This window comes from Variovorax sp. P4_B11, from assembly GCF_056402355.1.
The window spans coordinates 70,357-94,496 of the sequence record NZ_JBFUHO010000007.1; the positions used below are offsets into that span (position 1 = coordinate 70,357).

The 24,140-nt window shown below is 65.4% G+C and carries 18 protein-coding genes and 1 pseudogene; 11 read left to right on the forward strand and 8 right to left on the reverse strand.

The features are described 5' to 3' along the window. Positions 1-12 precede the first annotated feature (12 nt). Genes AC1DYD_RS09580 through AC1DYD_RS09590 form a run of 3 tightly spaced genes read right to left on the reverse strand, consistent with a single transcriptional unit; the run spans position 13 to position 4,287 of the window. Positions 13-1,128 (reverse strand): WD40/YVTN/BNR-like repeat-containing protein, encoded by a 1,116-nt coding sequence (locus AC1DYD_RS09580; RefSeq protein ID WP_478172503.1) that lies wholly within the window; start codon positions 1,126-1,128, stop codon positions 13-15. Positions 1,129-1,158: 30 nt separating this feature from the next. Continuing rightward, the gene (locus tag AC1DYD_RS09585; protein ID WP_478172504.1) at positions 1,159-2,544 is read right to left on the reverse strand and encodes a DUF1329 domain-containing protein; all 1,386 of its coding nucleotides are present in this window, start codon (positions 2,542-2,544) and stop codon (positions 1,159-1,161) included. Between the two features lie 15 nt (positions 2,545-2,559). Beyond that, complete coding sequence (locus tag AC1DYD_RS09590) at positions 2,560-4,287, reverse strand: DUF1302 domain-containing protein (RefSeq protein WP_478172505.1); 1,728 nt, start codon at positions 4,285-4,287, stop codon at positions 2,560-2,562. 1,426 nt (positions 4,288-5,713) lie between these two features. On the opposite strand from AC1DYD_RS09590, the gene AC1DYD_RS09595 reads away from it, so the two are divergent. Beyond that, positions 5,714-6,463 carry an electron transfer flavoprotein subunit beta/FixA family protein gene (locus tag AC1DYD_RS09595; RefSeq protein ID WP_478172506.1) on the forward strand — a complete coding sequence of 250 codons (750 nt, stop codon included), beginning with the start codon at positions 5,714-5,716 and terminating at the stop codon, positions 6,461-6,463. Positions 6,464-6,487: 24 nt separating this feature from the next. Beyond that, the gene (locus AC1DYD_RS09600) at positions 6,488-7,423 is read left to right on the forward strand and encodes an electron transfer flavoprotein subunit alpha/FixB family protein (protein WP_478172507.1); all 936 of its coding nucleotides are present in this window, start codon (positions 6,488-6,490) and stop codon (positions 7,421-7,423) included. A 159-nt stretch (positions 7,424-7,582) separates the two neighbouring features. Here the strand turns inward: AC1DYD_RS09600 and AC1DYD_RS09605 are convergent. Further along, positions 7,583-7,952 (reverse strand): annotated as a pseudogene (locus AC1DYD_RS09605) (transposase domain-containing protein); the annotation flags it as partial. 673 nt (positions 7,953-8,625) lie between these two features. Between AC1DYD_RS09605 and AC1DYD_RS09610 the strand changes: the two are divergent. Genes AC1DYD_RS09610 through AC1DYD_RS09620 form a run of 3 tightly spaced genes read left to right on the forward strand, consistent with a single transcriptional unit; the run spans position 8,626 to position 11,779 of the window. Continuing rightward, positions 8,626-9,948: a C4-dicarboxylate transporter DctA gene (locus AC1DYD_RS09610; RefSeq protein ID WP_478172508.1), complete on the forward strand. Its 1,323-nt coding sequence runs from the start codon at positions 8,626-8,628 to the stop codon at positions 9,946-9,948. An 8-nt stretch (positions 9,949-9,956) separates the two neighbouring features. Next, the gene (locus tag AC1DYD_RS09615; RefSeq protein WP_478172509.1) at positions 9,957-10,655 is read left to right on the forward strand and encodes a GntR family transcriptional regulator; all 699 of its coding nucleotides are present in this window, start codon (positions 9,957-9,959) and stop codon (positions 10,653-10,655) included. A gap of 50 nt (positions 10,656-10,705) precedes the next feature. Then, a complete protein-coding gene (locus AC1DYD_RS09620; protein ID WP_478172510.1) occupies positions 10,706-11,779 on the forward strand; it encodes an AI-2E family transporter in 1,074 nt (357 codons plus the stop codon). On the opposite strand, the gene AC1DYD_RS09625 is transcribed toward AC1DYD_RS09620, so the two are convergent. After that, positions 11,771-12,682, reverse strand: coding sequence for a LysR family transcriptional regulator (locus AC1DYD_RS09625; protein ID WP_478172511.1), 912 nt, complete (start codon positions 12,680-12,682; stop codon positions 11,771-11,773). The two genes, AC1DYD_RS09620 and AC1DYD_RS09625, sit on opposite strands and share 9 nt — an antisense overlap. 111 nt (positions 12,683-12,793) lie before the next feature. Here AC1DYD_RS09625 and gcl point away from each other — a divergent pair, with 111 nt between their 5' ends. The 3 genes from gcl to AC1DYD_RS09640 all read left to right on the forward strand — a co-directional run bounded on the left by gcl (position 12,794) and on the right by AC1DYD_RS09640 (position 16,427). Further along, positions 12,794-14,587, forward strand: a complete 1,794-nt coding sequence (gcl, locus tag AC1DYD_RS09630) for a glyoxylate carboligase (RefSeq protein ID WP_478172512.1) — start codon at positions 12,794-12,796, stop codon at positions 14,585-14,587. 130 nt (positions 14,588-14,717) lie between these two features. Further along, the gene (gene hyi / locus AC1DYD_RS09635) at positions 14,718-15,497 is read left to right on the forward strand and encodes a hydroxypyruvate isomerase (RefSeq protein WP_478172513.1); all 780 of its coding nucleotides are present in this window, start codon (positions 14,718-14,720) and stop codon (positions 15,495-15,497) included. Positions 15,498-15,521: 24 nt separating this feature from the next. Beyond that, the gene (locus AC1DYD_RS09640) at positions 15,522-16,427 is read left to right on the forward strand and encodes a 2-hydroxy-3-oxopropionate reductase (RefSeq protein ID WP_478172514.1); all 906 of its coding nucleotides are present in this window, start codon (positions 15,522-15,524) and stop codon (positions 16,425-16,427) included. 30 nt (positions 16,428-16,457) lie between these two features. Here the strand turns inward: AC1DYD_RS09640 and AC1DYD_RS09645 are convergent, their stop codons facing one another. From AC1DYD_RS09645 to polA, 3 genes are all read right to left on the reverse strand, one after another. Beyond that, positions 16,458-17,360 (reverse strand): LysR family transcriptional regulator, encoded by a 903-nt coding sequence (locus AC1DYD_RS09645; RefSeq protein ID WP_478172515.1) that lies wholly within the window; start codon positions 17,358-17,360, stop codon positions 16,458-16,460. 163 nt (positions 17,361-17,523) lie between these two features. Beyond that, positions 17,524-18,816: a M20/M25/M40 family metallo-hydrolase gene (locus tag AC1DYD_RS09650; protein WP_478172516.1), complete on the reverse strand. Its 1,293-nt coding sequence runs from the start codon at positions 18,814-18,816 to the stop codon at positions 17,524-17,526. A 186-nt stretch (positions 18,817-19,002) separates the two neighbouring features. Next, positions 19,003-21,795 carry a DNA polymerase I gene (polA, locus tag AC1DYD_RS09655; protein WP_478172517.1) on the reverse strand — a complete coding sequence of 931 codons (2,793 nt, stop codon included), beginning with the start codon at positions 21,793-21,795 and terminating at the stop codon, positions 19,003-19,005. Positions 21,796-21,893: 98 nt separating this feature from the next. Between polA and AC1DYD_RS09660 the strand changes: the two genes are divergently transcribed. From AC1DYD_RS09660 to AC1DYD_RS09670, 3 genes are read left to right on the forward strand one after another with little or no spacing between them, the layout of a single operon-like run. Continuing rightward, positions 21,894-22,274: a hypothetical protein gene (locus AC1DYD_RS09660; protein ID WP_478172518.1), complete on the forward strand. Its 381-nt coding sequence runs from the start codon at positions 21,894-21,896 to the stop codon at positions 22,272-22,274. A 7-nt stretch (positions 22,275-22,281) separates the two neighbouring features. Then, entirely contained in the window at positions 22,282-23,334 is a 1,053-nt protein-coding gene (locus tag AC1DYD_RS09665; RefSeq protein WP_478172519.1) for a homoserine kinase, read from the forward strand. 9 nt (positions 23,335-23,343) lie between these two features. Beyond that, the gene (locus AC1DYD_RS09670; RefSeq protein WP_478172520.1) at positions 23,344-24,135 is read left to right on the forward strand and encodes a BPSS1780 family membrane protein; all 792 of its coding nucleotides are present in this window, start codon (positions 23,344-23,346) and stop codon (positions 24,133-24,135) included. The last annotated feature ends 5 nt before the right edge of the window (positions 24,136-24,140 follow it).

The window sequence follows — 24,140 nt, forward strand, 5'->3', positions numbered from 1 at the left end:
ACGCGTCTCGCATTACGGCGAGAGCAATTTGAGGGTTTGAACTTGCACGCCCAGCAATCCGGCCGTCACCAGGGACGTCTGGCCGGTGGTGGCGGCGCCGGAGACTGGCTTCAACCTCGGCAAGTCGGCAGGCTTGAAGGTTGCACCATCGTCAGTGCTCTGGATCGCCTCGCCGGTCTCGGTCAACAACACGATGCGTCGACCATCGTCGAAAATTCCGCCGGCGGTGATCGTTCGCTCGACCCCGGTCTTTGCTGCCTGCCAGGTGACTCCACCGTCCGTGCTCCGGTAGGCGACGCCGCGCAAGCCGAACGCAACCAACGCGTGCGGGGTGCCGACAATGTCGAAGAAGCTGCCCTTGTAGCCGGTGCTGGTCCCGATGAAGCGCTGCGCCTTACGATCAAGCCGGTAGACCATGCCGCGCTCGCCAGCGATGTAGGTCTCGCCATTGATGCCGCGAATCGCATTGAGATTCAGGAATTCATCGTTGTCGATGCGATCCAGCCAGGGCAGCCAGGTCCGGCCGCCGTCATTGGTGGCAATGATCATTCCAAAGGCGCCCACAGCGTAGCCGTTGTTCGAGTCTTCGAACCGTACGCCGAGGTACGGCAGTGACACGTCGCCCTCGGTGTTCAGCTTGACCTGGTCCAGGTACTTTTGCATTCCTGTCTCGCCGGCACCGACCCGCTGCTGGTAATTGCTGCTGAGCACCTGCCGGGCCCCGTTGCGATCAAACTGCTTGCTCCAGGAGGCACCGCCGTCCTCGCTGTGCAGGATGGTGGAGTCATGCCCGCTCGCCCATGCGAGGCGATCGTCGAGAAGCTGCACGGCGACCAGGTCCGTCTGCACCGGGACGGCCGCCTGGCGCCACTCTGGAGTACCGGTGTTTGAATAGATGATCATGCCGCGCAAGCCCACCCCGATCGTGCGTGTGGCAGAGGCCGCGACCGCAATCAGCGGCTCGTGCCCGGCACGATCTGCGCCGTTCATCTGAACTGCGGGGGTGTCGAGAGGATCGCGAAATGTGTCCGCGTCGGCTGCCCACGTACCAACTGCCCCGCCCAGCGCTGCCGCGACCAGCGCAGTTGCCAGGCGTGCGTGTCGACTGCGAAACATCGCAAGGCTCATAGCGCTGCTCCCAGGGCGGCCTCCAACATGTCAGCGAACTCCAGTGGCGGCCAGCCGCGACGAGGTGAACGCGCCCACGTCGGGCAGTGCGGTCTTCGAGTCGAAACGCCCCATCGTATCGGGGTAAGACATGAAATATTCGCCCTTGGTAAGGTCAGCAAACCCGTAGAACTGGGTGGCTGTGTAGGGCGCGTTTTCCTTGTCGTCATAGATCAGGAACGGGAAGGCCAGCCCCACGCGGTACAGCTTGCCGGCCTGGTCGTATCCGTCGGTGGCAACGACTTGCCAGCTGTCTTCGTCCACGAAGAAAGTGCGGCGCGAAAGGATGTGCCGCTTGCCTGGCTTCAACGTGCCCTCGACGACAAACACGCGGTGCTTTTCCCAGCGAATGAATTCAGGGTTCGGATGCTTCGGCGTCAGCAACTTCTCGGCCGTCGCTTCCGGCGTGAAGAAGCCATTGTTGTCATAGGGAATGTAGATTTCCTTCTTGCCCACGAGCTTCATGTCGAAGCGGTCGGCTCGACCCGAGAAAACGTTGACTTCGTCGTAGGTCAGCGCGCCGCCGAAGTTTGCGGCCGGCGTGTCGTAAGAGAACTCCGGTGCCGTTCGCACTCGTCGCTGGCCCGGCGTGTACACCCAGGTCAACTGGTCGAAGTTGGCGTAGTCGCTGGAGTAGCTGATCAGTAGGTTGTATCCCGCCTGAGAGGCAGGAGCCTCCCCCAGACAAAGCTGTTTGTAGAAGTACGGGTCAGGCAGCGTCGTGGCAGCTTGGTCGTAGTAGGTGTTCGCAAACTTGCACAGATACCGGCCGAGAAAGACCGACCGTCCGGAGGAATCCACGAGGGAACTCGATTGGCGTTGCGAGGTGGAGGCGGGGATGTAGCGCATGCGGAAGTTCCACAGCACCTCGTCACCGTTCTTCGGAATCGGGAAGGGAATCCCGCCATACACGTTCTTCACCGCGTCCCCGAGCGTCTCTCCCGCCAGTTCCGCAGTCGTGGCATTCTTCAAACTGTTGTCGAGCACCCATTTCGGATACGGCGAGTTGCGGTGCGTCGCGTAGACGTTCAGAAAGTAGTCCGGATACTGCTGCAGCATGGCCATCGTGCCGGGCGTCAGCATGTCCTTGTACTGCGCGGCGTTCTTCGCGTCGATTTTCAGCAGGACCTTGTCATTCGGATAGGGGTCTGGGTAGCGTCCGCTCCCAGCCTTGTAGCTCGGCGGGGTCGTTGGAACTGCGCCGCTGTACGCGGGGATGGACCCATCCGCATTGCCCGCTTTCTCCGCACCGAAAGGCGTGAGTGTGGCGCCGAGTTGCTTGGCTTCTTCGGCCGTGACAGCGGCGAAGGCGCCGTTGGCGAAGGCGAGCGTGGCGACGGCAAGAGCCGGGACGAGGTGTCTGTTGAGATGGATCATTGAGTGCTCCTGTGATCAGAATGAGGCCTTCAGGGTCAGGGACACCCAACCCTTGTCGTTGTACATGAACGTGCCGCTACCGCCAGCGTAGAAGGTCGGGAATCCGGGGGTGCCGTTGGGCACGCCGAAGCGGGCGCCAGCGTTTGTCAGCTTCCCGTTCGTGGGCGAGTGGTAGCCGTTGTACTGAAGGGTTATCGTGTACTTTTGCTGAACGACCGCTTCGAGGCCTACGGTGAAGAGAGTCCCACCTTGATTGACAGGCATGCCGAGCGTGGATGCATTGCCATTGATCCCATACATGACGAAGATTGGCATGCCGAGGTCGACGCTGGGCATCACGCCTAGCCATTGCGGCTTGAAGAGCACTGCTGCCGCGACGGCGCTTCGCGTGGAGCAACCATCCTTCGTGCTGCCGCTTGGACAGGCCGCAGGGTTGTTGACGCCGTTGTACATGTCCGCGTTGGCGGTCACGGAATCGAGGTGCGTGTAGGCGAGTTCGGCGAGGAAGATGCCGGTATCCCACACCGGCGTGCGCGTCAGGCCACCGACGGTATTCAGGACCATGCTGGTTGCGTTGCCGCGAGCAGCTTCACGACCAAGCGGATCCGAGGCGTTGAACGGCGTGCTGTTGAGCGCCGTCCCACGACGCTGGTTCAGCTCGGCGCCGACGCTGTAGGCACCAAACTGCTTCTCCATGCTCAGGCCAAAAAGGTCGACCTTCTGCGCGTATGCCAAGTGGTAGTTCTCGACGGCGAAGGTCGCCGGGTTGTATTGAAGCAGCGGCATCCATGGTTGCGTCTCGTCCAGCTTTCTGTAGTAAGCAGAGACAGCACCCTTGAGCTCCGGGGGGGCATAGGACAGCTTGAGCCCAAAATTGCCGTTGATTGCATTCGGCACAATCGACTCTCCGCGAGGGCCCAATCCGATTGCCCGGGTCAGTGCAGCGCCCTGAGGACCGTTCGCGAGGAAGTCGGCAAAGCTCAAATAGGTACCGCCCTCAGGTACCAGATTGTTCTGGAATTGAAAGAAGTACTGACCTTCTGCGACGAGGTCCTTGGTGAGTTGGGTTGAAAAGTAGATTTGCTCACGTGGAATCGCGAGCTCCTTAGCCTCCGTCCCGGGCGCGAACGAACCCTTGATGTTGTCAGCAGCGTTTTGCGAGTAGCTGATGCCAAGTGGGCCAAAGAATACGGCGTTGCCCCAGTACTTCGTAAGGCGGCCGACCATCACCGACGCATCCCTGTCGCCAAGCTTGAAGTTGTTGTACGCGAAGGCATCGAGCCACTGTCCGCCCTGGTCGTAGTAGCGTTTGGTGTAGCCGGAGAATACGTTGCCGATGTAAGGACCGATTGACGAATACGGCGTTCCGGGCGCGACTTGGCCGGGATTCGTGCGCACGTCGTCGTTGAACGCAAAGTCCTTAAAAAACGAGCCGCTAAGGCGAAATCCCCACCCATTCTTGTTTTGCGCGTCGAGCTCCATCAGATCGGAAATCCGGCTGGTCACCACATTCCCGCGCCCGAAGCTGTAGTCCGACGAAGCAAACACCGGGTTGTTTCCGATTCCCCCGTTGATGCCTTGGGCGCGAACACCGAGGTTGTAGGACAGTGTGTTGTCCCAACGCACCGCCCAATCGGGGCCGGCATCAAGCTCGATGGCCGCGGCCGTGTTGGCGAGTGCCGCCCCAAAGATCAGTGCCGCGCTGCCGATCAGGCGTCCGCGCAGACCGTTGTAATCTTTCAATGCCCTCTCCATTGGTTGTCTCCACGAATGCTAGTAGGCGCGATCACCGACGCCAAGTTGAACTGGAACGAATCAAGCATAACTGATGATAGGTCAACTTTAAAGTTGGTGTTTTTACCAATAGGCAGTGGGCCAACATGAACTGATCCAGATTCATTTTTATCAGAGATCAGCTCATGGCCTCGTGGCTGAGGAGCCGATGCTTTGGTGGACGACGCGTATCAGGGGACATGCCCTGCCCCGCGCGCGGCCAGTCCTGCCGGTCGACCCGGGAGCGCTTCCTATCGAAAGACGAGCTGGCCCGGCGCCCAATGACCTCACGACTTGGTCTTCATCAGTCGGGGGCTTCATGTGCTGCGCGCGCCACCAGTGCGACGGCGGCACGAGCGGCCGCGCCTCCGGACCGACTCGAAGCCCATCCGGCATGTGCACGACGAACGCGCCACCTCCGCTGCTCTTCGTCGCCATGCCTCCGAGACACGCGATTGACGCGTGCAAGTAGTAGGCAATCCGCGAGCGGCCCGCTCCGGCCGACAACTGCCCGCCGCGGGCGGTGCGCGACCCGCCCTCGACAATGGCATCGCTTTCGCCCCTTGTGCAGAACGCCAGGCCTCGAGCCGCACCGAGGTCAGGTTGCTGAAGCCATCGTACAGGTCCGCGAACTGGACAACCCAGGGGTGGAGATCGGCGCGCTGCAACAGATGCATGTCGGCGTCGCGCGCAGTAAAAAAGCATCAAGCTTTCACCAGTTCTCGCGCCCGCAAATCCCCGTTCATGGCCTCCATGCGTAAGGCAGGCTTGCGCTGACCCCTGGCCGCATCGATACTCGAAACGATGATTGCGAAGGAGGCATCGATCGGCGCGCATCGCATCGTGGAGGCATGAAGGCTCGATCGGTTGCTGCGCGCGATGACTGCAATGGTCCGAGCTGTTCGCGTGTGGTCTCGATATCGTGCATGCACCGCGCGGCGACCCGCGCGATCGAGTGCGCAGCAAACAGACCATTGAAAGGCCGTATCCAGCTCATGGGCCCCGAAGCACGCAGTGTCAATGCGCGTCGTGCCGGCCCATGTTCGGCAATCGTCCCACGGCGTTCTACGATTTTCATTCTTGTTGTTCGAATAGTTGATGACACATCAGTTTTTAATTATCATGAAGGTAGCCCCACGGGCGATGGGAAACTTTTCAAAGCGGCGAACGCCCGACGAAACGTTCAAGGCCCGCCTGCGCCCACAGGTCCGAAGGCACTCGGCGTACAGGACTCATGCCCTCAGGACCCGGTCGAAATCGCGGGCCTACCCGGACCATGTGCGTCTGAATTGGTGCGCAAGATCGACCTCAGAACGGGCTTCGGGGATCCAGATGGTCGGCCGTCTCATCCTGTTACGGCCGAAGTAGTCAATGAAACGAAAGAAGGAGAAATCCAGTGAAGGTTTTGATAGCGGTCAAGCGGGTCGTTGACTACAACGTCAAGGTTCGCGTGAAGAGCGACGGTACGGGCGTTGACATCGCCAACGTCAAGATGAGCATGAACCCCTTCGACGAGATTGCCGTCGAAGAGGCCGTACGGTTGAAGGAAAAGGGTGTCGCCACCGAGATCATCGCCGTGTCCTGCGGCGATGCGAAGTGCCAGGAGACCCTGCGCACGGCGATGGCTATCGGTGCCGATCGCGGCATCCTCGTCGAGACTTTCGAAGAGCTTCAACCCCTTGCGGTGGCCAAGCTGCTCAAGGCCCTGGTGGACAAGGAAGCGCCCCAACTCGTGATCCTCGGCAAGCAGGCCATCGATGAAGACGCCAACCAGACGGGCCAGATGCTCGCTGCATTGGCCGATCTGCCGCAAGCCACCTTCGCCAGCAAGGTTGAAGTGGCCGGCGACAAGGTGAATGTCACCCGCGAAGTTGATGGCGGCCTCGAAACCATCTGCCTGAGCCTTCCGGCGGTCATCACCACCGACCTGCGCTTGAACGAGCCGCGCTACGTGACCTTGCCCAACATCATGAAGGCCAAGAAGAAGCAGCTCGACATCGTCAAGCCCGAGGACCTGGGCGTGGACGTCAAGCCGCGCCTGAAGACGCTGAAGGTGTCTGAACCGCCGAAGCGGGGTGCGGGCATCAAGGTGCCTGACGTCGCCACCCTGGTGGACAAGCTGAAGAACGAAGCCAAGGTCATCTGAGGCTCGGAAGAAGGAATACACGAAATGACCGTACTTGTTATTGCCGAACACGACCACGCCACGCTCAAGCCGGCGACCCTCAACACCGTGACCGCGGGCCTCGCCTGCGCCAGCGGCGATGTCCACGTGCTGGTGGCCGGCGCCAACGCCGCCGAAGCCGCCAAGGCCGCGAGCCAGGTCGCGGGCGTCGCCAAGGTGATCGTCGCCGACAGCCCATCGCTGGCCGAGAACCTCGCGGAGAACGTCGCGGCGCAAGTCCTGGCGATCGCCAGGAACTACAGCCACATCCTGTTCCCCTCGACCGCCAACGGCAAGAACGTGGCCCCGCGCGTGGCCGCCTTGCTGGACGTGGCGCAGATCAGCGACATCACCAAGGTCGACAGCCCCGACACCTTCGAGCGGCCGATCTACGCAGGCAACGCGATCGCCATCGTGCAGAGCTCGGATGCGATCAAGGTGGTGACGGTGCGCACCACCGGCTTCGATGCGGCAGCGGCCAGCGGCGGCAGCGCCGCCATTGAAACCGTCGACGGCGTGGCCGACTCGGGCAAGAGCAGCTTCGTCGGCCGCGAAGTGACCAAGAGCGAGCGCCCCGAACTCACGGCGGCCAAGATCATCGTCTCGGGCGGCCGGGCGCTGGGCAGCGCTGAGAAGTTCCAGGAAGTGATGGCGCCGCTGGCCGACAAGCTCAACGCCGGCCTGGGCGCCAGCCGCGCGGCGGTCGACGCCGGCTACGCGCCGAACGACTGGCAGGTCGGCCAGACCGGCAAGATCGTGGCGCCGCAGCTGTACATCGCCTGCGGCATCTCGGGCGCGATCCAGCATCTGGCGGGCATGAAGGACTCCAAGGTGATCGTAGCGATCAACAAGGACGAAGAGGCGCCGATCTTCTCGGTGGCCGACTACGGCCTGGTCGCCGACCTGTTCACGGCCGTGCCGGAACTCGTGGCCTCGCTTTAAACCATCGGGATCGACCATGGCATTTCTTCGACAATGCTTGGATGAAGTTCGCAGCAAACAGCGCGAAAAGAAGTTCTGCAATGCCCTGGGTGGGCGGTTTGAAGGTAAGCGGGCAGCAAACACACGCAGCCCAACACTGGCGCAGTGCTGACGCGGGCGCTATTCAGCGCCGCCAGTGGGGCGCCAGAGATGAGGCAGCAGTTGATCGACCTCGCGTGCCTTGTGTCTGGGCAGGCGCGTGAGCACGTCCCTCAGGTACGCATAGGGGTCCAGGCCGTTGAGTTTGGCCGACTGGATGAGGCTGGTGATTGCGGCTGCGCGTCGTCTGCGCCGATCCGCTCACCCAGCTTGGCCAACTTCGCATAAGAACAAGGTTCGCCTTATTTCTGCCAACTGCCCATAGGCGGATTTGGTTTTCGAGGTGGTTGTTGTCGAACGCAACATCGCCGTCGTGGAGGAAGCTGCTCAACGCGTCCCAGCGCCTCAAGCTGTAGTCCAATGCCCTCGCCGTTGCGCTGCCATCGGCCACCTTTCGTGACGGGGGCCAATGAATGCGCGCGCAATCCTGAGACCCAAAACTTTCCGCTGACACCTTTTTCTTGATTGGATCGCTTCTCCCTCGGGCGTCAGTACCTGCCGACCGCTGAGAATTTCTCGATCACGTATCGAGCGGGTGCCTTGCTTGCGGTCGTGATGATGAGATTCATCTGCTGCTCTCCAAGACTGTCGCATGGAAGAACCCGACCTCCTCGCGGAGTTCATGCACAAGAAGGACTTCCGCGGAGCCTCGGTGCTGGATTTTGTGCTCGCGCGTTGCCCGGCGTGGTCGACCTGGCACTGCAGCCCCCTGCCCGCCCTCAGATCGTCCTGGGCAGCGACGTCGGCATGCTTTCTTTCTTGAGCTCTTGGGATGGCAAGTCCTGAACTTGAGCGGTCCTCACCCCCTGGAAATCCAGGCCGTTGTGCCCTGACGCTTAGCGTGCTCACTTCGCGAGGGCCGAACTGCCCAGCGCCGTTCTACGACTTTATTTCGCCTCCTACGACTTTATTCGGCGGACTACGAGTTTGTTCTCACAGAACAGCGGCTGTGAAGGCCCACTCTCACCCGGGAATACCCTCAGAGCATTTCCCGTGTTCTTGCCTACATTGCTTGTATGCAAGACAACGTGAATCTTGCATGCAAACCTAACCAGGGAACTTCCATGCCACGTTTCGCCAAATCGCTCTTCGGTCAGGTGGTCATCGCGCTGGTGCTCGGCGTCGCGGCCGGCCTGTTCTTCCCGGACTTCGCCGTCAAGCTCAAGCCGCTGGGCGACGGCTTCATCAAGCTGATCAAGATGATCATCCCGGTGCTGGTCTTCTGCGTCGTGGTGCACGGCATCGCAGGTGCCGGCGACCTTCGGCGGGTCGGTCGCGTCGGCGTCAAGGCGCTGATCTACTTCGAGGTCCTGACCACCATCGCGCTGGCGCTCGGCCTGGTGCTGGCCTTCGTCTTCCAGCCCGGCGTGGGCATGAACGTCGACCCTTCCAAGCTCGACCCGGCGGCCATGAGCGCCTACGCCTCGAACGCCGACAAGCTCACCAGCGGCGGCACGGTCGACTTCCTCATGAAACTGATCCCGACCACCGTGGTCAACGCCTTCGCCACCGGGGACGTGCTGCAGGTGCTGCTGTTCGCGGTGCTGTTCGGCTGCGCCCTGACCCTGCTCGGCGAACGCGGCCGGCCGGTGGCGGTGGTGGTCGACGCGCTGTCGCTGGTGCTGTTCAAGATCATGGGCATCATCATCAAGCTGGCGCCGCTGGGCGTGCTCGGCGCGATCGCCTTCACGGTCGGCCAGTACGGCATCGGCTCGCTCAAGCAGCTGGGCATGCTGGTCGCACTGTTCTACGTGGCGGTGCTGCTCTTCGTCTTCGTGGTGCTCGGGCTGGTGATGCGCCTGTCGGGCTTCAGCCTGGTCAAGCTGCTGCGCTACCTGCGCGAAGAACTCACGATCGTCTTCGCCACCACCTCGTCCGACAGCGTGCTGCCGCAGATCATGGCCAAGCTGCGCCACATGGGCATCCGCGACTCGACCGTCGGCCTGGTCATCCCCACCGGCTACTCGTTCAACCTCGACGCCTTCTCGATCTACATCACGCTGGCCGCGGTGTTCATCGCCCAGGCCACCAACACGCCGATCTCGATGGCCGACCTGCTGACCATCCTGGCGATCGCGCTGGTCACCTCCAAGGGCGCGCACGGCGTGCCGGGCTCGGCGATCGTCGTGCTGGCCGCCACGCTGCACGCCATTCCGGCGATCCCGGCCATCGGGCTGGTGCTGGTGCTGTCGGTCGACTGGTTCATGGGCATCGCCCGCGCGCTCGGCAACCTGATCGGCAACTGCGTCGCCACCGTCGCCATCGCCGCCTGGGAGGGCGACATCGACCGCGAGCGCGCCCACGCGGTGCTGAACGGCACCCACTCGCCCGAGGACGAGCCGCTGGCCGAGCCCGGTTCGCCGGCCGCGATCCCGGCAGCCCATTGAGCAAGCCGATGACCGACGTCACGCCCACCCACATCGCGGAGCGCGTGGTGGAAGCGATCCTGGCGCAGAAGCTGGCGCCCGGCGAACGGCTCGGCGAACAGGCGCTGGCCGAGAACTTCGGCGTCAGCCGCACCATGGTGCGCGAGGCTCTGATGCAATTGCAGGCGCGCGGCTTCGTCGAGGTCCAGTCGCGCCGCGGCTGGTACGTGGTGGAACCCTCGGCCGACGAGGCGCGCGACGCCTTCGCGGCCCGCCGCATCGTCGAGGCCGGCATCCTGGCCGAGGCCGGCCGGCCGCTCTCCAAGGTGATCCGCAAGCTGCGCGAGCACATCGCCGACGAGAAGCGCGCCATCGCCGGCGCCGATGCCGCCACCCGCGCCTTCCTGCTGGCCGACTTCCACGTCTGCCTGGCCGACCAGATGGGCCACCGTCTGCTGTGCGACGTGCTGCGCGACCTGACCGCGCGCACCACGCTGGCCGCCACCCTGTTCCAATCCCGCCACGAGGCGGCCGAGTCCTGCGCCGAGCACGCCGCGATCGTGGCCGCGCTCGAAGCCGGCGACACGCCGCGCGCCCGGCAGTTGATGCTCGACCATATCGGCAACGTCGAGCAGGCGCTGCAGGTCGAGGTCCAGGCCGCCCCCGGTGCCGACGAACGGCTGCGCACCACCCTGGCCCCCGTGGCCTTGCCTCGCGGCCTCCGCTGACACGTTTCGACCTGCCGGCGGGGGCTGTTTCGGCTAAAGTCGACGCGCCTATGAATTCACCAGCCCTGCAGCGCGGCACCTTTCTCTTTCTGCTTGCGGTCGTCACGGTTGCCTTCGGCTGGATCCTGTTCCCCTTCTTCGGTGCCGTGATGTGGGGCGTCGCCCTGGCCATCCTGTTCACCCCGATCTACCGGCGGCTGGTCAGGAAGATGGGAGGCCGGCGCAACCTGGCCGCCCTCACCACGCTGCTGATGGCGATGGTGGTGGTGATCATTCCGCTGGTCGCGGTCACCGTTTCGCTGGTCGAGGAGGTGTCGGTGCTGTCGCACAAGATCCGATCCGGCGACATCAGCTTCGCCAGCTATTTCCAGCAGGTCGTCGACGTGATCCCGAAATGGGCGTTGAGCCTGCTCGACCGTTTCGGACTCGGCAACGTCGAGGGCCTGATCAAGCAGCTGTCGCAGGCCGCCGCCCGCGGCAGCCAGGCGATCGCCGCCCATGCGGTCGCGATCGGCCAGAACACCTTCGAATTCATCATCAGCTTCGGCCTCATGCTGTACCTGCTCTTCTTCCTGCTGCGCGACGGCGCGGAGCTGTCGAAGACGGTGCGTGCGGCCCTGCCGCTGGCCAGGCCGCACACGCACCACCTGCTGAACAAGTTCACCACCGTGATCCGCGCCACCATCAAGGGCAACATCGCGGTCGCAGCGGCGCAGGGATTGATCGGCGGCGTGACCTTCTCGCTGATGGGCCTGCAGGGTTCGCTGCTGTGGGGCGTGCTGATGGCCTTCCTGTCGCTGCTGCCGGCGGTTGGCGCGGCCCTGATCTGGGGCCCGGTGGCGATCTATTTCCTGGCCGTCGGCGCGGTGGGCAAGGGCCTCGGGCTGATCTTCGTCGGCGTCTTCGTGATCGGTCTGGTCGACAACATCCTGCGGCCGCTGCTGGTCGGCAAGGACACCCAGATGCCCGACTACGTCGTGCTGATGTCGACCATCGGCGGGATCGCGCTGTTCGGCATCAACGGCTTCGTGATCGGGCCGGTGATCGCGGCGCTGTTCATGGCGGCCTGGGATCTTTTCGCGTCCTCGAACGTCGATGAAGACAAGGCGCCGCCGCTACCCTGAGCGGGCGCTCCACCAGGCCTCGCCGAAGCGGCCCTGCAGGAAGGCCACGAAGCTCGACACCTTGCCCGGCACCAGCTTGGGCGACGGAAACACCGCATGGATTTCCTGCTCGGCGAGCGCGTGGTCGGCCAGCACCTCCACCACCTGCCCTGAAGCGAGCGAATCGCTCGCCACGTAGCGCGGCATCAGCGCGATGCCGAGGCCGGCGCGCGCGGCGGCCAGCACGGCCGAGACGTTGTTCGAGCGCAGGCGCCCCGAGACCGGCACCGTGACCGGTTCGCCGCGCGGCGTGTGCAGGTGCCAGACATCGTCGCCGACCACGCTGCTGTAGATCAGCGCCACGTGGGCGCTCAGCTCCTGCGCCTTCTTCGGCGTGCCGTGCTTGCGCAAATAGGCCGGCGCGGCCACCATCACCCAGGGATTCATGCCGAGGAAGCGCGCACCCAAGGACGAATCGGCCAGCTTGCCCATCCGGATCGCGACGTCGATGCCCTGCGCCACGAGGTCGACATAGCGGTCTTCGAAACTGAGGTCGACCTGCACCTGCGGATGCCGCGCCATGAATTCCAGCGCCAGGGGCACCACGATACGGCGGCCGAAGGCGGTCGAGGTGCCGATGCGCAGCAGCCCCTGGGCCTGCGACTGCTGCAGCTTGACGATGTTCTCGGCTTCCTCGGCGTCGCGCACGATCGCCTTGCAACGCTCGTAGTAGAGCGCGCCCGACTCCGTCAGGCTCACGCCGCGCGTATTGCGGTTGAGCAGCCGCGCCTTCAGCCGCGCCTCGGTGGCGGCCACCTGTTTGGTCACGGTGGGCTGGGTGGTGTTGAACTCGCGCGCCGCCTTGGAGAAGCTGCCGGTCTCCACCACGCGCACGAACATCTCCATCGCCAACAGTCGGTCCATCCGCGCATGCTACTCACTTATTCCAACCAGGAATAGGCTTTATGGCTGTACGCCCTCTTCTGCCCGAAGCGCTGAATTCCTACAGTCGAGTCCAAACCCAAGGAGACTCGCATGGCAAAGATGACCGCGGCGCAAGCCGCCGTGCTCGTGATGGAAAAAGAAGGCGTGACCCAGGCCTTCGGCGTCCCCGGCGCCGCCATCAACCCGTTGTACTCGGCGCTGCGCAAGCAGGGCAGCATCGCCCACATCCTGGCGCGTCACGTCGAGGGCGCCTCGCACATGGCCGAGGGCTACACCCGCGCGGTGGCCGGCAACATCGGCGTCTGCATCGGCACCTCGGGGCCGGCCGGCACCGACATGATCACCGGCCTCTACTCGGCCTGGGCCGATTCGATCCCGATCCTCTGTATCACCGGCCAGGCACCGCGCGCCCGGCTCTACAAGGAAGACTTCCAGGCGGTCGACATCGAATCGATCTCCAAGCCGGTCACCAAGTGGTCGGTCACGGTGCGCGAGCCGGGCCAGGTGCCGCAGGTGTTCCAGCAAGCCTTCCACCTGATGCGCTCGGGCCGCCCGGGCCCGGTGCTGATCGACCTTCCCTTCGACGTCCAGATGGCGCAGATCGAGTTCGACATCGACAGCTACGCGCCGCTCCTGCCCTACAAGCCGGCCGCCACGCGGGCCCAGATCGAGAAGGCTATCGCGATGCTCAACGCGGCCGAACGGCCCTTGATCGTGGCCGGCGGCGGCGTCATCAATGCCGATGCCAGCGATCTGCTGGTGCGCTTCGCCGAAGCCACCGGCGTGCCGGTGATCCCGACCCTGATGGCCTGGGGCGCGATCCCCGACGACCATCCGCTGATGGCCGGCATGTGCGGCCTGCAGACCAGCCACCGCTACGGCAACGCGACCATGCTGGCCTCCGACTTCGTGCTCGGCATCGGCAACCGCTGGGCCAATCGCCACACCGGCTCGGTCGAGGTCTACACCAAGGGCCGCACCTTCGTCCACGTCGACATCGAGCCGACCCAGATCGGCCGCGTCTTCACGCCCGACTTCGGCATCGTCTCGGACGCCAAGGCGGCGCTCGAACTTTTCGTGCAGGTGGCCGAGGAAATGAAGGCCAGGGGCCAGCTGCCCGACCGCGGCAAATGGGCCGGCGAGTGCCGCGGGCGCAAGAAGACGATGCTGCGCAAGACCAACTTCGGCGACGTGCCGATGAAGCCGCAGCGCGTGTACCAGTGCATGAACAACAACTTCAGCCACGACACCTGCTACGTCAGCACCATCGGGCTCTCGCAGATCGCGGCGGCGCAATTCCTGCATGTCTACAACCCGCGCCACTGGATCAACTGCGGCCAGGCCGGACCGCTCGGGTGGACCATTCCGGCGGCTTTGGGCGTGCGCGCAGCCGACCCGACGCGCAAGATCGTCGCGCTCTCGGGCGACTACGACTTCCAGTTCATGATCGAGGAACTCGCCGTGGGGGCGCAGTTCAAGCTGCCCTACATCCACATCGTGGTCAACAACTCCTACCTCGGGCTGATCCGCCAGGCGCAGCGCGGCTTCGAGATGGACTACTGCGTGCAGCTCGGCTTCGACAACATCAACGCCGCCGAAGACGCCGGTGTCGAGCGCAGCTACGGCGTCGATCACATGAAGGTGGTCGAGGGCCTGGGCTGCAAGGCGATCCGCGTCTACAAGCAGGAACAGATGACGCCGGCAATCCAGCGTGCCGAAGCGCTCATGGCCGAGTTCAAGGTGCCGGTGGTGATCGAGGTGATGCTCGAACGGGTGACCAACATCGCGATGGGCACCGAGATCGATGCCATCAACGAGTTCGAGCCGCTCGCCGAAAGCACCGAAGACGCGCCGACGGCCATTGCGGTCGCGATGCTTGACTGAAACCTTGCGGGACAGATCAAGAAACTGCGCAGCAGTTTTTGCTTTGTCCTCGACCTACTGAAACCTTGCGGGACAGATCAAGAAACTGCGCAGCAGTTTTTGCTCTGTCCTCAACTGACTAGTGACACACATGCCCAAGTTTGCTGCCAATCTGACGATGCTGTTCAACGAGCTGCCTTTCATGCAGCGCTTCGAGGCCGCCGCCAAGGCCGACTTCAAGGCCGTCGAATACCTGTTCCCCTACGCCTACGAGAAGAAAGAACTGACGGCCGCGCTGCGCGACAACGGCCTCGCTCAGGTGCTGCACAACCTGCCCGCCGGCAACTGGGAGGCCGGCGAGCGCGGCATCGGCTGCCATCCGGACCGGGTGGCCGAGTTCCGCGAAGGCGTGGCGCGCGCCATCGACTACGCCACGGCGCTGGGATGTCCGCAGGTCAACTGCCTGCTCGGCAAGCTGCCCGAGGGCGTCACGCCTGCCGATGCGCGCAAGGTCGTGGTCGACAACCTGCGTTTCGCGTCCACGGAGTTGCTGGGTGCCGGCATCCGGCTGCTGATCGAGCCGATCAACACCTTCGACATTCCGGGCTTCTACCTGAGCCGCACCGACCAGGCGCTGGCGCTGATCGACGAAGTGGGCTCGCCCAACCTGCGGGTGCAGTACGACATCTACCACGCGCAGCGCATGGAAGGCGAACTCGGCAACACGCTGACGAAGAACATCGCCCGCATCGGCCACATCCAGCTGGCCGACAACCCCGGGCGCGGCGAGCCGGGCACGGGCGAGATCAACTACCCGTGGCTTTTCAAGCACATCGATTCGCTGGGCTATGACGGCTGGATCGGCTGCGAATACAAGCCGCGCGGCACGACGGTCGACGGCCTCGGATGGCGCACGGCGCTCACCCAGTAATTCAGGACAAGGACAACTCGCGAAATGACGCAACCCAACGCACAGAAAATCGGTTTCATCGGCCTCGGCATCATGGGTGCGCCGATGGCAGGCCACCTGCTCGACGCGGGCCATCAGCTCTGGGTGAACACGCGCGGCGACGTGCCGCAGCCGCTGGCTTCGCGGGCGGAAGTCTGCGCGTCGGCCACGGAGGTGGCACGGCAGGCGGACATCGTCTTCATCATGGTGCCGGACACGCCGGACGTGGAGAAGGTGCTGTTCGGCGAAGGCGGCGTGGCCGAGGGATTGTCCAAAGGCAAGGTGGTGGTCGACTGCAGTTCGATCGATCCGATCGCGACGAAGGCGTTCGCGAAGCGGATCACCGATCTGGGCTGCGGCTATGTCGATGCGCCGGTCTCGGGCGGCGAGGTGGGCGCGAAGGCAGCGAGCCTCACGATCATGTGCGGCGGCGATGAAGGCACTTTCGGGCGCGTGCGGCCCCTGCTCGAGAAGATGGGCAAGAACATCACGCGGGTCGGCAATGTCGGCGACGGCCAGGTCTGCAAGGTGGCGAACCAGATCATCGTGGCGCTCAACATCGCGGCGGTGGGCGAGGCCCTGGTGTTCGCATCCAAGGCCGGCGCGGACCCGGCGAAAGTGCGGCAGGCGCTGATGGGCGGCTTTGCGTCATCGCGCATCCTCGAGGTGCATGGGGAGCGCATGATCAAGCGCAGCTTCGCTCCGGGCTTCCGCATCGCACTGCACCAGAAGGACCTGAACCTGGCGCTGCAGGGCGCACGCGCGCTGGGGGTGGCGCTGCCGCAGACCGCGAGCGCAGCGCAATTGATGAACGCCTGCGCGGCACTAGGGCATGGCCAGGAAGACCATTCGGCGCTGGTGCGTGCGCTGGAGGCGATGGCGCAGCACCCGGTGGCCGGAGAGCTGGGCTAGCTGCCGCCGCATCCCTCGCGCGTGCCCTGCCTAGTTCATCTCCTCGATGGCCTCGCGCATGAAGCGCGTGATGCTGCGCACCGCCACCGAATCCGGCCGCCCGGCGAAACGCAGGGCGCGGATCGGCACCGGGATGTGCGGCTCCAGCCTCAACACGTCGACCTTGCCGCGGTCCGCCGAACTCGCGGTGCAGCCGTCGACCAGCGCGACGCCCAGGCCATGGTGCGCCATCGCCAGCGCCGCATGGTAGGTCTGCACCGTGACGACCGCCTGCTGGAAGCCGACGCCGGCCTGGCGGCAGGCCTGGCTCAGGCTGGTGCCTACCGGGTCCCGGCTGTCGAGGCCGACCACCGGCAGCTTGACGAGGTCGTGCAGGGCCACCGAGCCGTTGCGCAGCAGCGCCCGCGGCAGCAGGCCCTTGGGCGCGATGCAGACCATGCGGCTGTCGGCCAGCGCCTCCTGCGTCAGCGAGGGATGGACCGCCGGGCTGAAGGCAAAGCCGACATCGGCCTCCTGCAGCAGCAAGGCCGACATGATCTGCGGCGAATGCAGCGATTCGAGCGTCACCGCGATCGATGGGTGCTGCGCCCGGAAGCGCTTCAGCGCCCGCGGCAGCACCTCGTAGCTCAGCGCCAGCACGCTCAGGATGCGCAGCTCGCCGGCATCGCTGGCCGTGCGCAGGTTGGCGGCCAGCCGCTGCACTTCGTCGAGCTGCGCGAACAGCCGCTCGATGTGCGGGTAGAGCGCCAGCGCTTCCGTGGTCGGCGTGAGCCGGCCCTTGGCACGCTGGAACAGCGGAAAGCCGAGCTGGATCTCGGCATGCTGCAGCGTGCGGCTGACCGCCGGCTGCGTGATGTTGATCAGGCGCGCCGCCGCGCTCACGCTGCCCGTGAGCATGATGGCGTTGAAGACCTCGATGTGGCGCAGGCGCATGGATCAGGCCTTGCGCCGGGCCGCCCCAAGATCGCGTGACCCGCGGCGCATGAAACTGGCGTAGCCAAATGCCAGGGATACCGCGGAACCGGCTTTGCCGGGCCGCCGGTATCGCCCCCCTTGAGGGGGGAGGCGCCGCAGGCGCTTCGGGGGGTGTTTCATTTCAGGGCGCAGCGACCTTGCCGCGCGAGATGTCCATGATCAGCTGCGCCGACAGGGTCAGCCGCGGCTCGATCGAATCGACCAGCACGTACTCGGCGTCGGCCGAGTGGGCGCCGAAGCCCTGCAGGCCGAAGCGCTCGACCACCGCCGCCTTGGTCTTGAGCGCCGCGAACGCCGCATCGGTGCCGCCGCCGGCAACCTTGTCGTCCGCGCCCAGCTCCCGACCCAGCGCCTTGTAGATCTGCTGCGCATGCTGCGCCAGCGCACGCGAGGCATCGTTGGCCTCGAGCGGCGGACGGCGACGCTCGAACTTCATCTCGACCTTGGCCTGCGGGATCAGCTGCTTCTTCACGCGCTCCTGCACCTGCTGTTCGATGCGGTCGTAGTCGCTGACCTTCAGCACCCGCACGTCGGCGCCGGCCGTGGCGCTGGCCGGGATCACGTTGCGGTTGCTGCCCGCGCGCGAAATGGTCCAGTTCATCTTGAGACCGGTCGCCGGGTCCGACAGGTCGCGCATCTGCAGGATCTGGTGGGACAGCTCGTACAGCGCATTCACGCCCTGCTCCGGCGCCGAGCCCGCATGCGAGGCCTTGCCCGTGACGTTCAGCGTGACCGAAGCGATGCCCGCGGTGGCCAGCGAGAGCTTGTCGCCCTGGACCGGGGCGCCTTCGTAAGACATCACGACGTCGTGCTCGCCGCCCAGCCGCGTGATCAGTTGGCGGCCGCCGGGCGAACTGATCTCCTCGTCGCCATTGATCAGCACCGTGAGCGTGCCGTACTCCTTGAAGTCCATCGCCTTGAGCAGCGCCAGCGTATGGGCGATCACCGCGATGCCCTGCTTGTCGTCGGCGATGCCCAGGCCATAGGCCTTGTCACCCTCGACGCGGAAGGGCTGCTTGTTCAGCATGCCGATCTGGTAGACCGTGTCCATGTGGGCGATCAGCATGATCTTCTTCGTGCCCGTGCCCTTGAACGTCGCGCGCATGACCTTGCCGATCTTCTCCGGCGTGTCTTCCATGCGGTAGGCCTCGGCCGAGGGATCGATCAGCTCGACCTGGCCGCCGAGCGCCCGGAACCTGTCGGCGATCAGGTTGGCGATCTTGTCGAGGCCCTCGAGATCGCGGCTGCCGGATTCGATCGAGACCAACTGGTTCAGCGTCTCGAGCAGCGCGGACTTCTCCTTGGCGGCCAGCGCGGCGATGCGCTCGTCGGGGGCGGCCGACGCCAAGGTGCATGCGGCGGCGAGCGCAGCGAGCGCGAAGCCCCCGCGAGCGAAAGCGATTGCATTCTTCATCAAACTCAAATCTCCAAAAAAACCATTCCAGAAACACCGCGGAACCGGCTTTGCCGGGCCGCTGGTGTTGCCCCCGGCAGGGGGCTGAGGAGCCGCGGCTCCAAGCCTGCCTGCGCAGGCTTGGACGGCTCCGAAGAGCCGCTGCCTCTGGCAGCGACTCGAGGCGTCCCTGGGGGCGAGCAATAGTCAATGCGCCTTGTCCCAGTTGGGACCAAAGCCGATTTCCGCGAGCAGCGGAACCCTGAGGTCCGCCACGCCCGCCATGAGGCGCGGGATCTCGGTACGGACCCACTCGACTTCCTCTTCGGGGACCTCGAACACCAGTTCGTCGTGCACCTGCATGATCATCTTCGTGCCGCGCTGCTCGGCGTCGAGCACCTGCTGCACCTTGACCATGCTGAGCTTGATCAGGTCGGCCGCGGTGCCCTGCATCGGCGCGTTGATGGCAGCCCGCTCGGCGCCGCCGCGGCGCGGACCGTTGGGCGAGTTGATCTCGGGCAGGTAGAGCCGGCGGCCGAACACGGTCTCCACATAGCCCTTCTCCTTGGCCAGCGCCTTGGTCTCGTCCATGTAGATCTTCACGCCCGGGTAGCGCGCGAAGTAGCGCTCGATGTAGGAGGCTGCGGCCTTGGTCTCGATACCCAGGTTGCGCGCCAGCCCGAAGCTGCTCATGCCGTAGATCAGCCCGAAGTTGATCACCTTGGCGTAGCGGCGCTGCTCGCTCGACACCTGGTCGACCGGCACGCCGAAGACCTCGCCCGCGGTCGCGCGATGGACGTCGATGCCCTCGGTGAAGGCCCGCAGCAGCGATTCGTCGCCGCTGATGTGGGCCATGATGCGCAGCTCGATCTGCGAATAGTCGGAACTCGCGATGACGTGGCCCGCGGGTGCCACGAAGGCCTCGCGCACGCGCCGGCCTTCGGGCGTGCGGATCGGGATGTTCTGCAGGTTCGGGTCGTTGCTCGACAGCCGCCCGGTCACCGCCACCGCCTGCGCATAGTGCGTATGCACGCGGCCGCTGCGCGGATTGGCCAAGAGGCCCAACTTGTCGGTGTAGGTACCCTTGAGCTTGGACAGCCCGCGATGCTCAAGGATCTTCGCCGGCAGCGGGAAATCCTCGGCCAGCTTCTCGAGCACCTCCTCGTCGGTGCTCGGCGCGCCGCTCGGGGTCTTCTTGACGACCGGCAGGCCGAGCTTGGTGAAGAACACTTCGCCGATCTGCTTCGGCGAACCGAGGTTGAAGGGCTGGCCCGCCAGCTCGTAGGCCTCCTGCTCGAGCGCCATGATGCGCTTGCCGAGCTCGTTGCTCTGCGACGCCAGCGTCGGCGCATCGATCAGCACGCCGTTGCGCTCGATGCGGTAGAGCGTCTCGCTGGAGGCCATTTCGAGCTCATAGATGAAGCGCAGCTTCTCGTCGGCTTCGAGCCGCGGCCACAGCACGCGGTGCACGTCGAGCGTCTGGTCGGAGTCCTCGCAGGAATATTCGGCCGCCTTGTCGATCGCCACCTGGCTGAAGGAGATCTGGTGCGTGCCCTTGCCGCACAGGTCCTCGTAGTCGATGCCGCTGCGGCCCAGGTGGCGCTCGGCCAGGCTGGCCAGGCCATGCGGCTTGTGGACTTCGAGCACATAGCTCTGCAACATGGTGTCGTGCGCATAGCCCCGCACCTCGATGCCGTGGTTGGCGAACACATGGCGGTCGTACTTGACGTGCTGGCCCAGCTTCTTCTTCGCGCCGTTCTCCAGCCAGGGCCGGAGCTTCTCGAGCACCGCCTCGCGCGGCAGCTGCGCCGGCGCGTCGGGGTAGTTGTGGGCCACCGGAATGTAGGCCGCCTCGCCGGGCTTGACGCTGAAGCTCAGGCCGACGATCTCGGCGCGCAGCTCGTCGAGCGAGGTGGTCTCGGTGTCGAGCGCGACCAGCTCGGCGGCCTCGATCTTCGCCAGCCAGGCGTCGAAGGCCTCCCAGGTCATGACCGTGTCGTAGGCCAGGTTGCTGACCTTCTCGGCGGCCTCGAAGGCCGGGTCGCTGAACAGGTCCGGACCGGCCTCGGCGCCCTTGCGCTTCGGGGTCTGCCCGACCAGCTCGGGCGGCACCGCATGCGCCTCGAGCGTCTTCACCAGGCTCTTGAAGCCGTATTGCTCGTAGAACGCCTTGAGCGCATCGGTCTGCTGCGTGCCGATCGCGATCGCATCGAGCGCCGGCAGACCGCTCACGTGCTCGCCGAGCTCGCAGTCGGTGCGGATCGTGACCAGGCGCCGGCCCTGGGGCAGCCATTCGAGCGCGCGGCGCAGGTTCTCGCCGGCCTGCCCCTTGACCTCGGCGGCGCGGGCGATCAGGGCTTCGAGCGAGCCGTATTCGAGCAGCCACTTGGCCGCCGTCTTCGGGCCGACCTTCTCGACGCCGGGCACGTTGTCCACGGTGTCGCCCACCAAGGTCTGGTAGTCGATCATCAGGCTCGGCGGCACGCCGAATTCGGCCGTCACGCCCGCCACGTCGCGCTTCTTGCCGTTCATGGTGTCGATGATCGTGATGTGCTCGTCGACCAGCTGGCTCAGGTCCTTGTCACCGCTCGAGACGATCACCTCGATGCCCTGGCTCGCCGCCGTCCGGGCCAGGGTGCCGATCACGTCGTCGGCCTCGACGTCCGGCACGCAGAGCACCGGCCAGCCGAGCATCCGGACCACCCGGTGGATCGGCTCGACCTGGCTGCGCAGGTCGTCCGGCATCGGCGACCGGTTGGCCTTGTACTCGGGGTACCAGTCGTCGCGGAAGGTCTTGCCGGGGGCGTCGAAGACGCAGGCCGCGTAGTCGGCCCTCACCTCGCGCCGCAGCGCCTGCATCATGTTGATCATTCCGCGGATGGCCCCGGTGGCCGGGCTGCTGTTGTCGCCGGGAACGGCGCGCAGATCGGGCATCGCGTGGAAGGCGCGATAGAGGTAGCTCGATCCGTCGACGAGCAGCAGCGTTTTCTTGTCGGTCATCAAGGCATTTTGCCGTGCCGCGCGGCCTGCTCCCGAAGACGGAAAAGTTCGGCACATGCTTCTATCCCCCAACCGGTCACGGACCTACAATCCAAATCATGTCCTCCTCCCTGCTCCTCGTTCGCCGCGCCCGCCTCGCCACGCTGGCGCTGGCCTGCGCCGCGCCCTCGGCTGTCGTTTTTGCGCAGGATCCGGCGCCCCCGGCCCCGGCGCCCGCCCAGGAACAGCAAGACCCGGACAAGGCGGCCGGCCGCCAGAACCAGCGGATCCAGCGCATCCGCACCGAGGACAGCGGCGCCACCATCGACGAGCTGCGCGTCGGCGGCCAGACCCAGGACATCACGGTCAAGCCCAAGAACAACGCCCCGGCCTACCAGGTCATGCCCAACGCCGAGGAACGCGTGCGCAACCAGGGCCAGTCCGACTCCAGCGCGGGCGAAGGCGGCTCGCGCGTCTGGTGGAACGTCTTCAAGTTCTGAGCGCGCAGTGGCGGTTTTCACGGAAGTCGGATTCGACGAGGCGGACGCGCTCGTTCAGCGCCTGGGCCTGGGGCCGCTGACCGCCCTCAAGGGCATCGAGGGCGGCATCGAGAACACGAACTATTTCGCCAGCACCGAGTCCGGCGAGTTCGTCCTGACCCTGTTCGAACGCCTGGGCGCCGAACAGCTCCCCTACTACCTCTGCCTGATGAAGCACCTGGCGGCCCGCGGCATCCCGGTGCCCGAGCCGGTGGCCGATCCGGCCGTCGCGCCGCCCCAGGGCCATCCGCTGTCGATCCCGGCCAACGCCCCCTGCGAGTTGCTGCACACGGTGGCCGGCAAGCCGGCGGCGGTGGTCCAGCGCCTGAACGGCAAGAGCGAACTGGCCCCGTCGGAAGCGCACTGCGCCGAACTCGGGCGGCTGCTGGCCCGCATGCACCTGGCGGCCCGGGACTACCCTCGCATCCAGCCCAATCTGCGCGGTCTGGCGTGGTGGAACGACACCGCACCGGTGGTGCTGCCCTACCTTGGCGCCGCCCAGAGCTCGCTGCTGCGCAGCGAGTTGGCCTACCAGAACCACGTGGCCGAATCCTCGGCCTATGCGGCGCTGCCGCGCGGGCCGGTGCATGCCGACCTGTTCCGGGACAACGCCATGTTCGACACCCACGCCAGCGCCGACGCGCCGCGGCTCACCGGCGTGTTCGATTTCTATTTCGCCGGCGCCGACAGCTGGCTGTTCGACCTCGCCGTGTGCCTGAACGACTGGGCGATCGAGCTTTCCACCGGCCGCCACGATGCCGCCCGCGCCGACGCCCTGCTGGCCGCCTACGGCACCGTGCGTCCGCTCACCGGCGCCGAGCGCGCACTGCTGCCCGCCATGCTGCGGGCCGCGGCGCTGCGCTTCTGGATCTCGCGGCTGTGGGATTTCCACCTGCCGCGCGAGGCCAGCATGCTGAAGGCCCATGACCCGGCCCACTTCGAGCGCGTGCTGCGGCAACGCGCCCACGCCACTTTCGACATTGTCGACATTGCGCCCGGCGCCAACGCGCTGGCTGCCTGACCGGACCCGATGAAACTCAACCTCGTACCTGCACGCACCGGCGTGCTCTGGGTCCGCGCGGGGCTCAAGGCCTTCGCGAAGCAGCCGCTGGCCTTCATCTCGCTGTTCTTCTTCTTCATGGCGATGGTGTCCATCGCCTCGCAACTGCCGCTCATCGGGGCCGCCCTCGCGCTGATGCTGCTGCCGACCATGACGCTGGGCCTCATGGCGGCCGCGCAGCAGGCCTCCGGCCCCGAGAAACCGCCCGCGGGCACCGTGTTCCTGGCGGCGCTGAATGCGGTGCGCGCCGACATCCGGCCGATGGCGGTGCTGGGTGCCCTGTACGCGGGATTGTTCCTGGGCGTGATGGCGATCTCGGCGCTCGCCGACGGCGGCCAGTTCGCCCGCGTCTACCTGCTCGGCGGCCCGCTGACGCGGGAGCTGGCCGAATCGACCGAATTCCAGGTCGCGCTGTGGATCGCCATGGGCCTCTACCTGCCCCTGTCACTGGCCTTCTGGCATGCGCCGGCGCTGGTCCACTGGCACCGCGTGCCGCCGGCCAAGAGCCTGTTCTTCAGCTTCGTGGCCTGCTTCAAGAACTTCGGCGCCCTCACCGTCTTCGGCCTGGCCTGGTTCGGCGTCTTCATCGGCGCCGGCATCGTGCTGAGCCTGCTCGCAAGCCTGCTGGTGGCGGTCGGCGCCATGGCCAGCGAAGGCGCCGCGACGATCGGCGGTGCGCTGATGATCGGCGGCGCGCTGGTGATGGCCGCGATGTTCTTCACCAGCACCTGGTTCACCTTCAGGGACAGTTTCACGGAATAGACTCG

Bases quoted from the DNA above. Each gene is read 5' to 3' on its own strand.
- AC1DYD_RS09620 (WP_478172510.1), top strand. From the start codon at position 10,706: ATGAATTCACCAGCCCTGCAGCGCGGCACCTTTCTCTTTCTGCTTGCG.
- AC1DYD_RS09640 (WP_478172514.1), top strand. From the start codon at position 15,522: ATGACGCAACCCAACGCACAGAAAATCGGTTTCATCGGCCTCGGCATC.
- AC1DYD_RS09580 (WP_478172503.1), bottom strand. From the start codon at position 1,128: ATGAGCCTTGCGATGTTTCGCAGTCGACACGCACGCCTGGCAACTGCG.
- AC1DYD_RS09670 (WP_478172520.1), top strand. From the start codon at position 23,344: ATGAAACTCAACCTCGTACCTGCACGCACCGGCGTGCTCTGGGTCCGC.
- polA (WP_478172517.1), bottom strand. From the start codon at position 21,795: ATGACCGACAAGAAAACGCTGCTGCTCGTCGACGGATCGAGCTACCTC.
- AC1DYD_RS09625 (WP_478172511.1), bottom strand. From the start codon at position 12,682: ATGGACCGACTGTTGGCGATGGAGATGTTCGTGCGCGTGGTGGAGACC.
- AC1DYD_RS09615 (WP_478172509.1), top strand. From the start codon at position 9,957: ATGACCGACGTCACGCCCACCCACATCGCGGAGCGCGTGGTGGAAGCG.
- AC1DYD_RS09650 (WP_478172516.1), bottom strand. From the start codon at position 18,816: ATGAAGAATGCAATCGCTTTCGCTCGCGGGGGCTTCGCGCTCGCTGCG.
- AC1DYD_RS09610 (WP_478172508.1), top strand. From the start codon at position 8,626: ATGCCACGTTTCGCCAAATCGCTCTTCGGTCAGGTGGTCATCGCGCTG.
- AC1DYD_RS09660 (WP_478172518.1), top strand. From the start codon at position 21,894: ATGTCCTCCTCCCTGCTCCTCGTTCGCCGCGCCCGCCTCGCCACGCTG.
- AC1DYD_RS09645 (WP_478172515.1), bottom strand. From the start codon at position 17,360: ATGCGCCTGCGCCACATCGAGGTCTTCAACGCCATCATGCTCACGGGC.
- gcl (WP_478172512.1), top strand. From the start codon at position 12,794: ATGGCAAAGATGACCGCGGCGCAAGCCGCCGTGCTCGTGATGGAAAAA.
- AC1DYD_RS09600 (WP_478172507.1), top strand. From the start codon at position 6,488: ATGACCGTACTTGTTATTGCCGAACACGACCACGCCACGCTCAAGCCG.
- hyi (WP_478172513.1), top strand. From the start codon at position 14,718: ATGCCCAAGTTTGCTGCCAATCTGACGATGCTGTTCAACGAGCTGCCT.
- AC1DYD_RS09585 (WP_478172504.1), bottom strand. From the start codon at position 2,544: ATGATCCATCTCAACAGACACCTCGTCCCGGCTCTTGCCGTCGCCACG.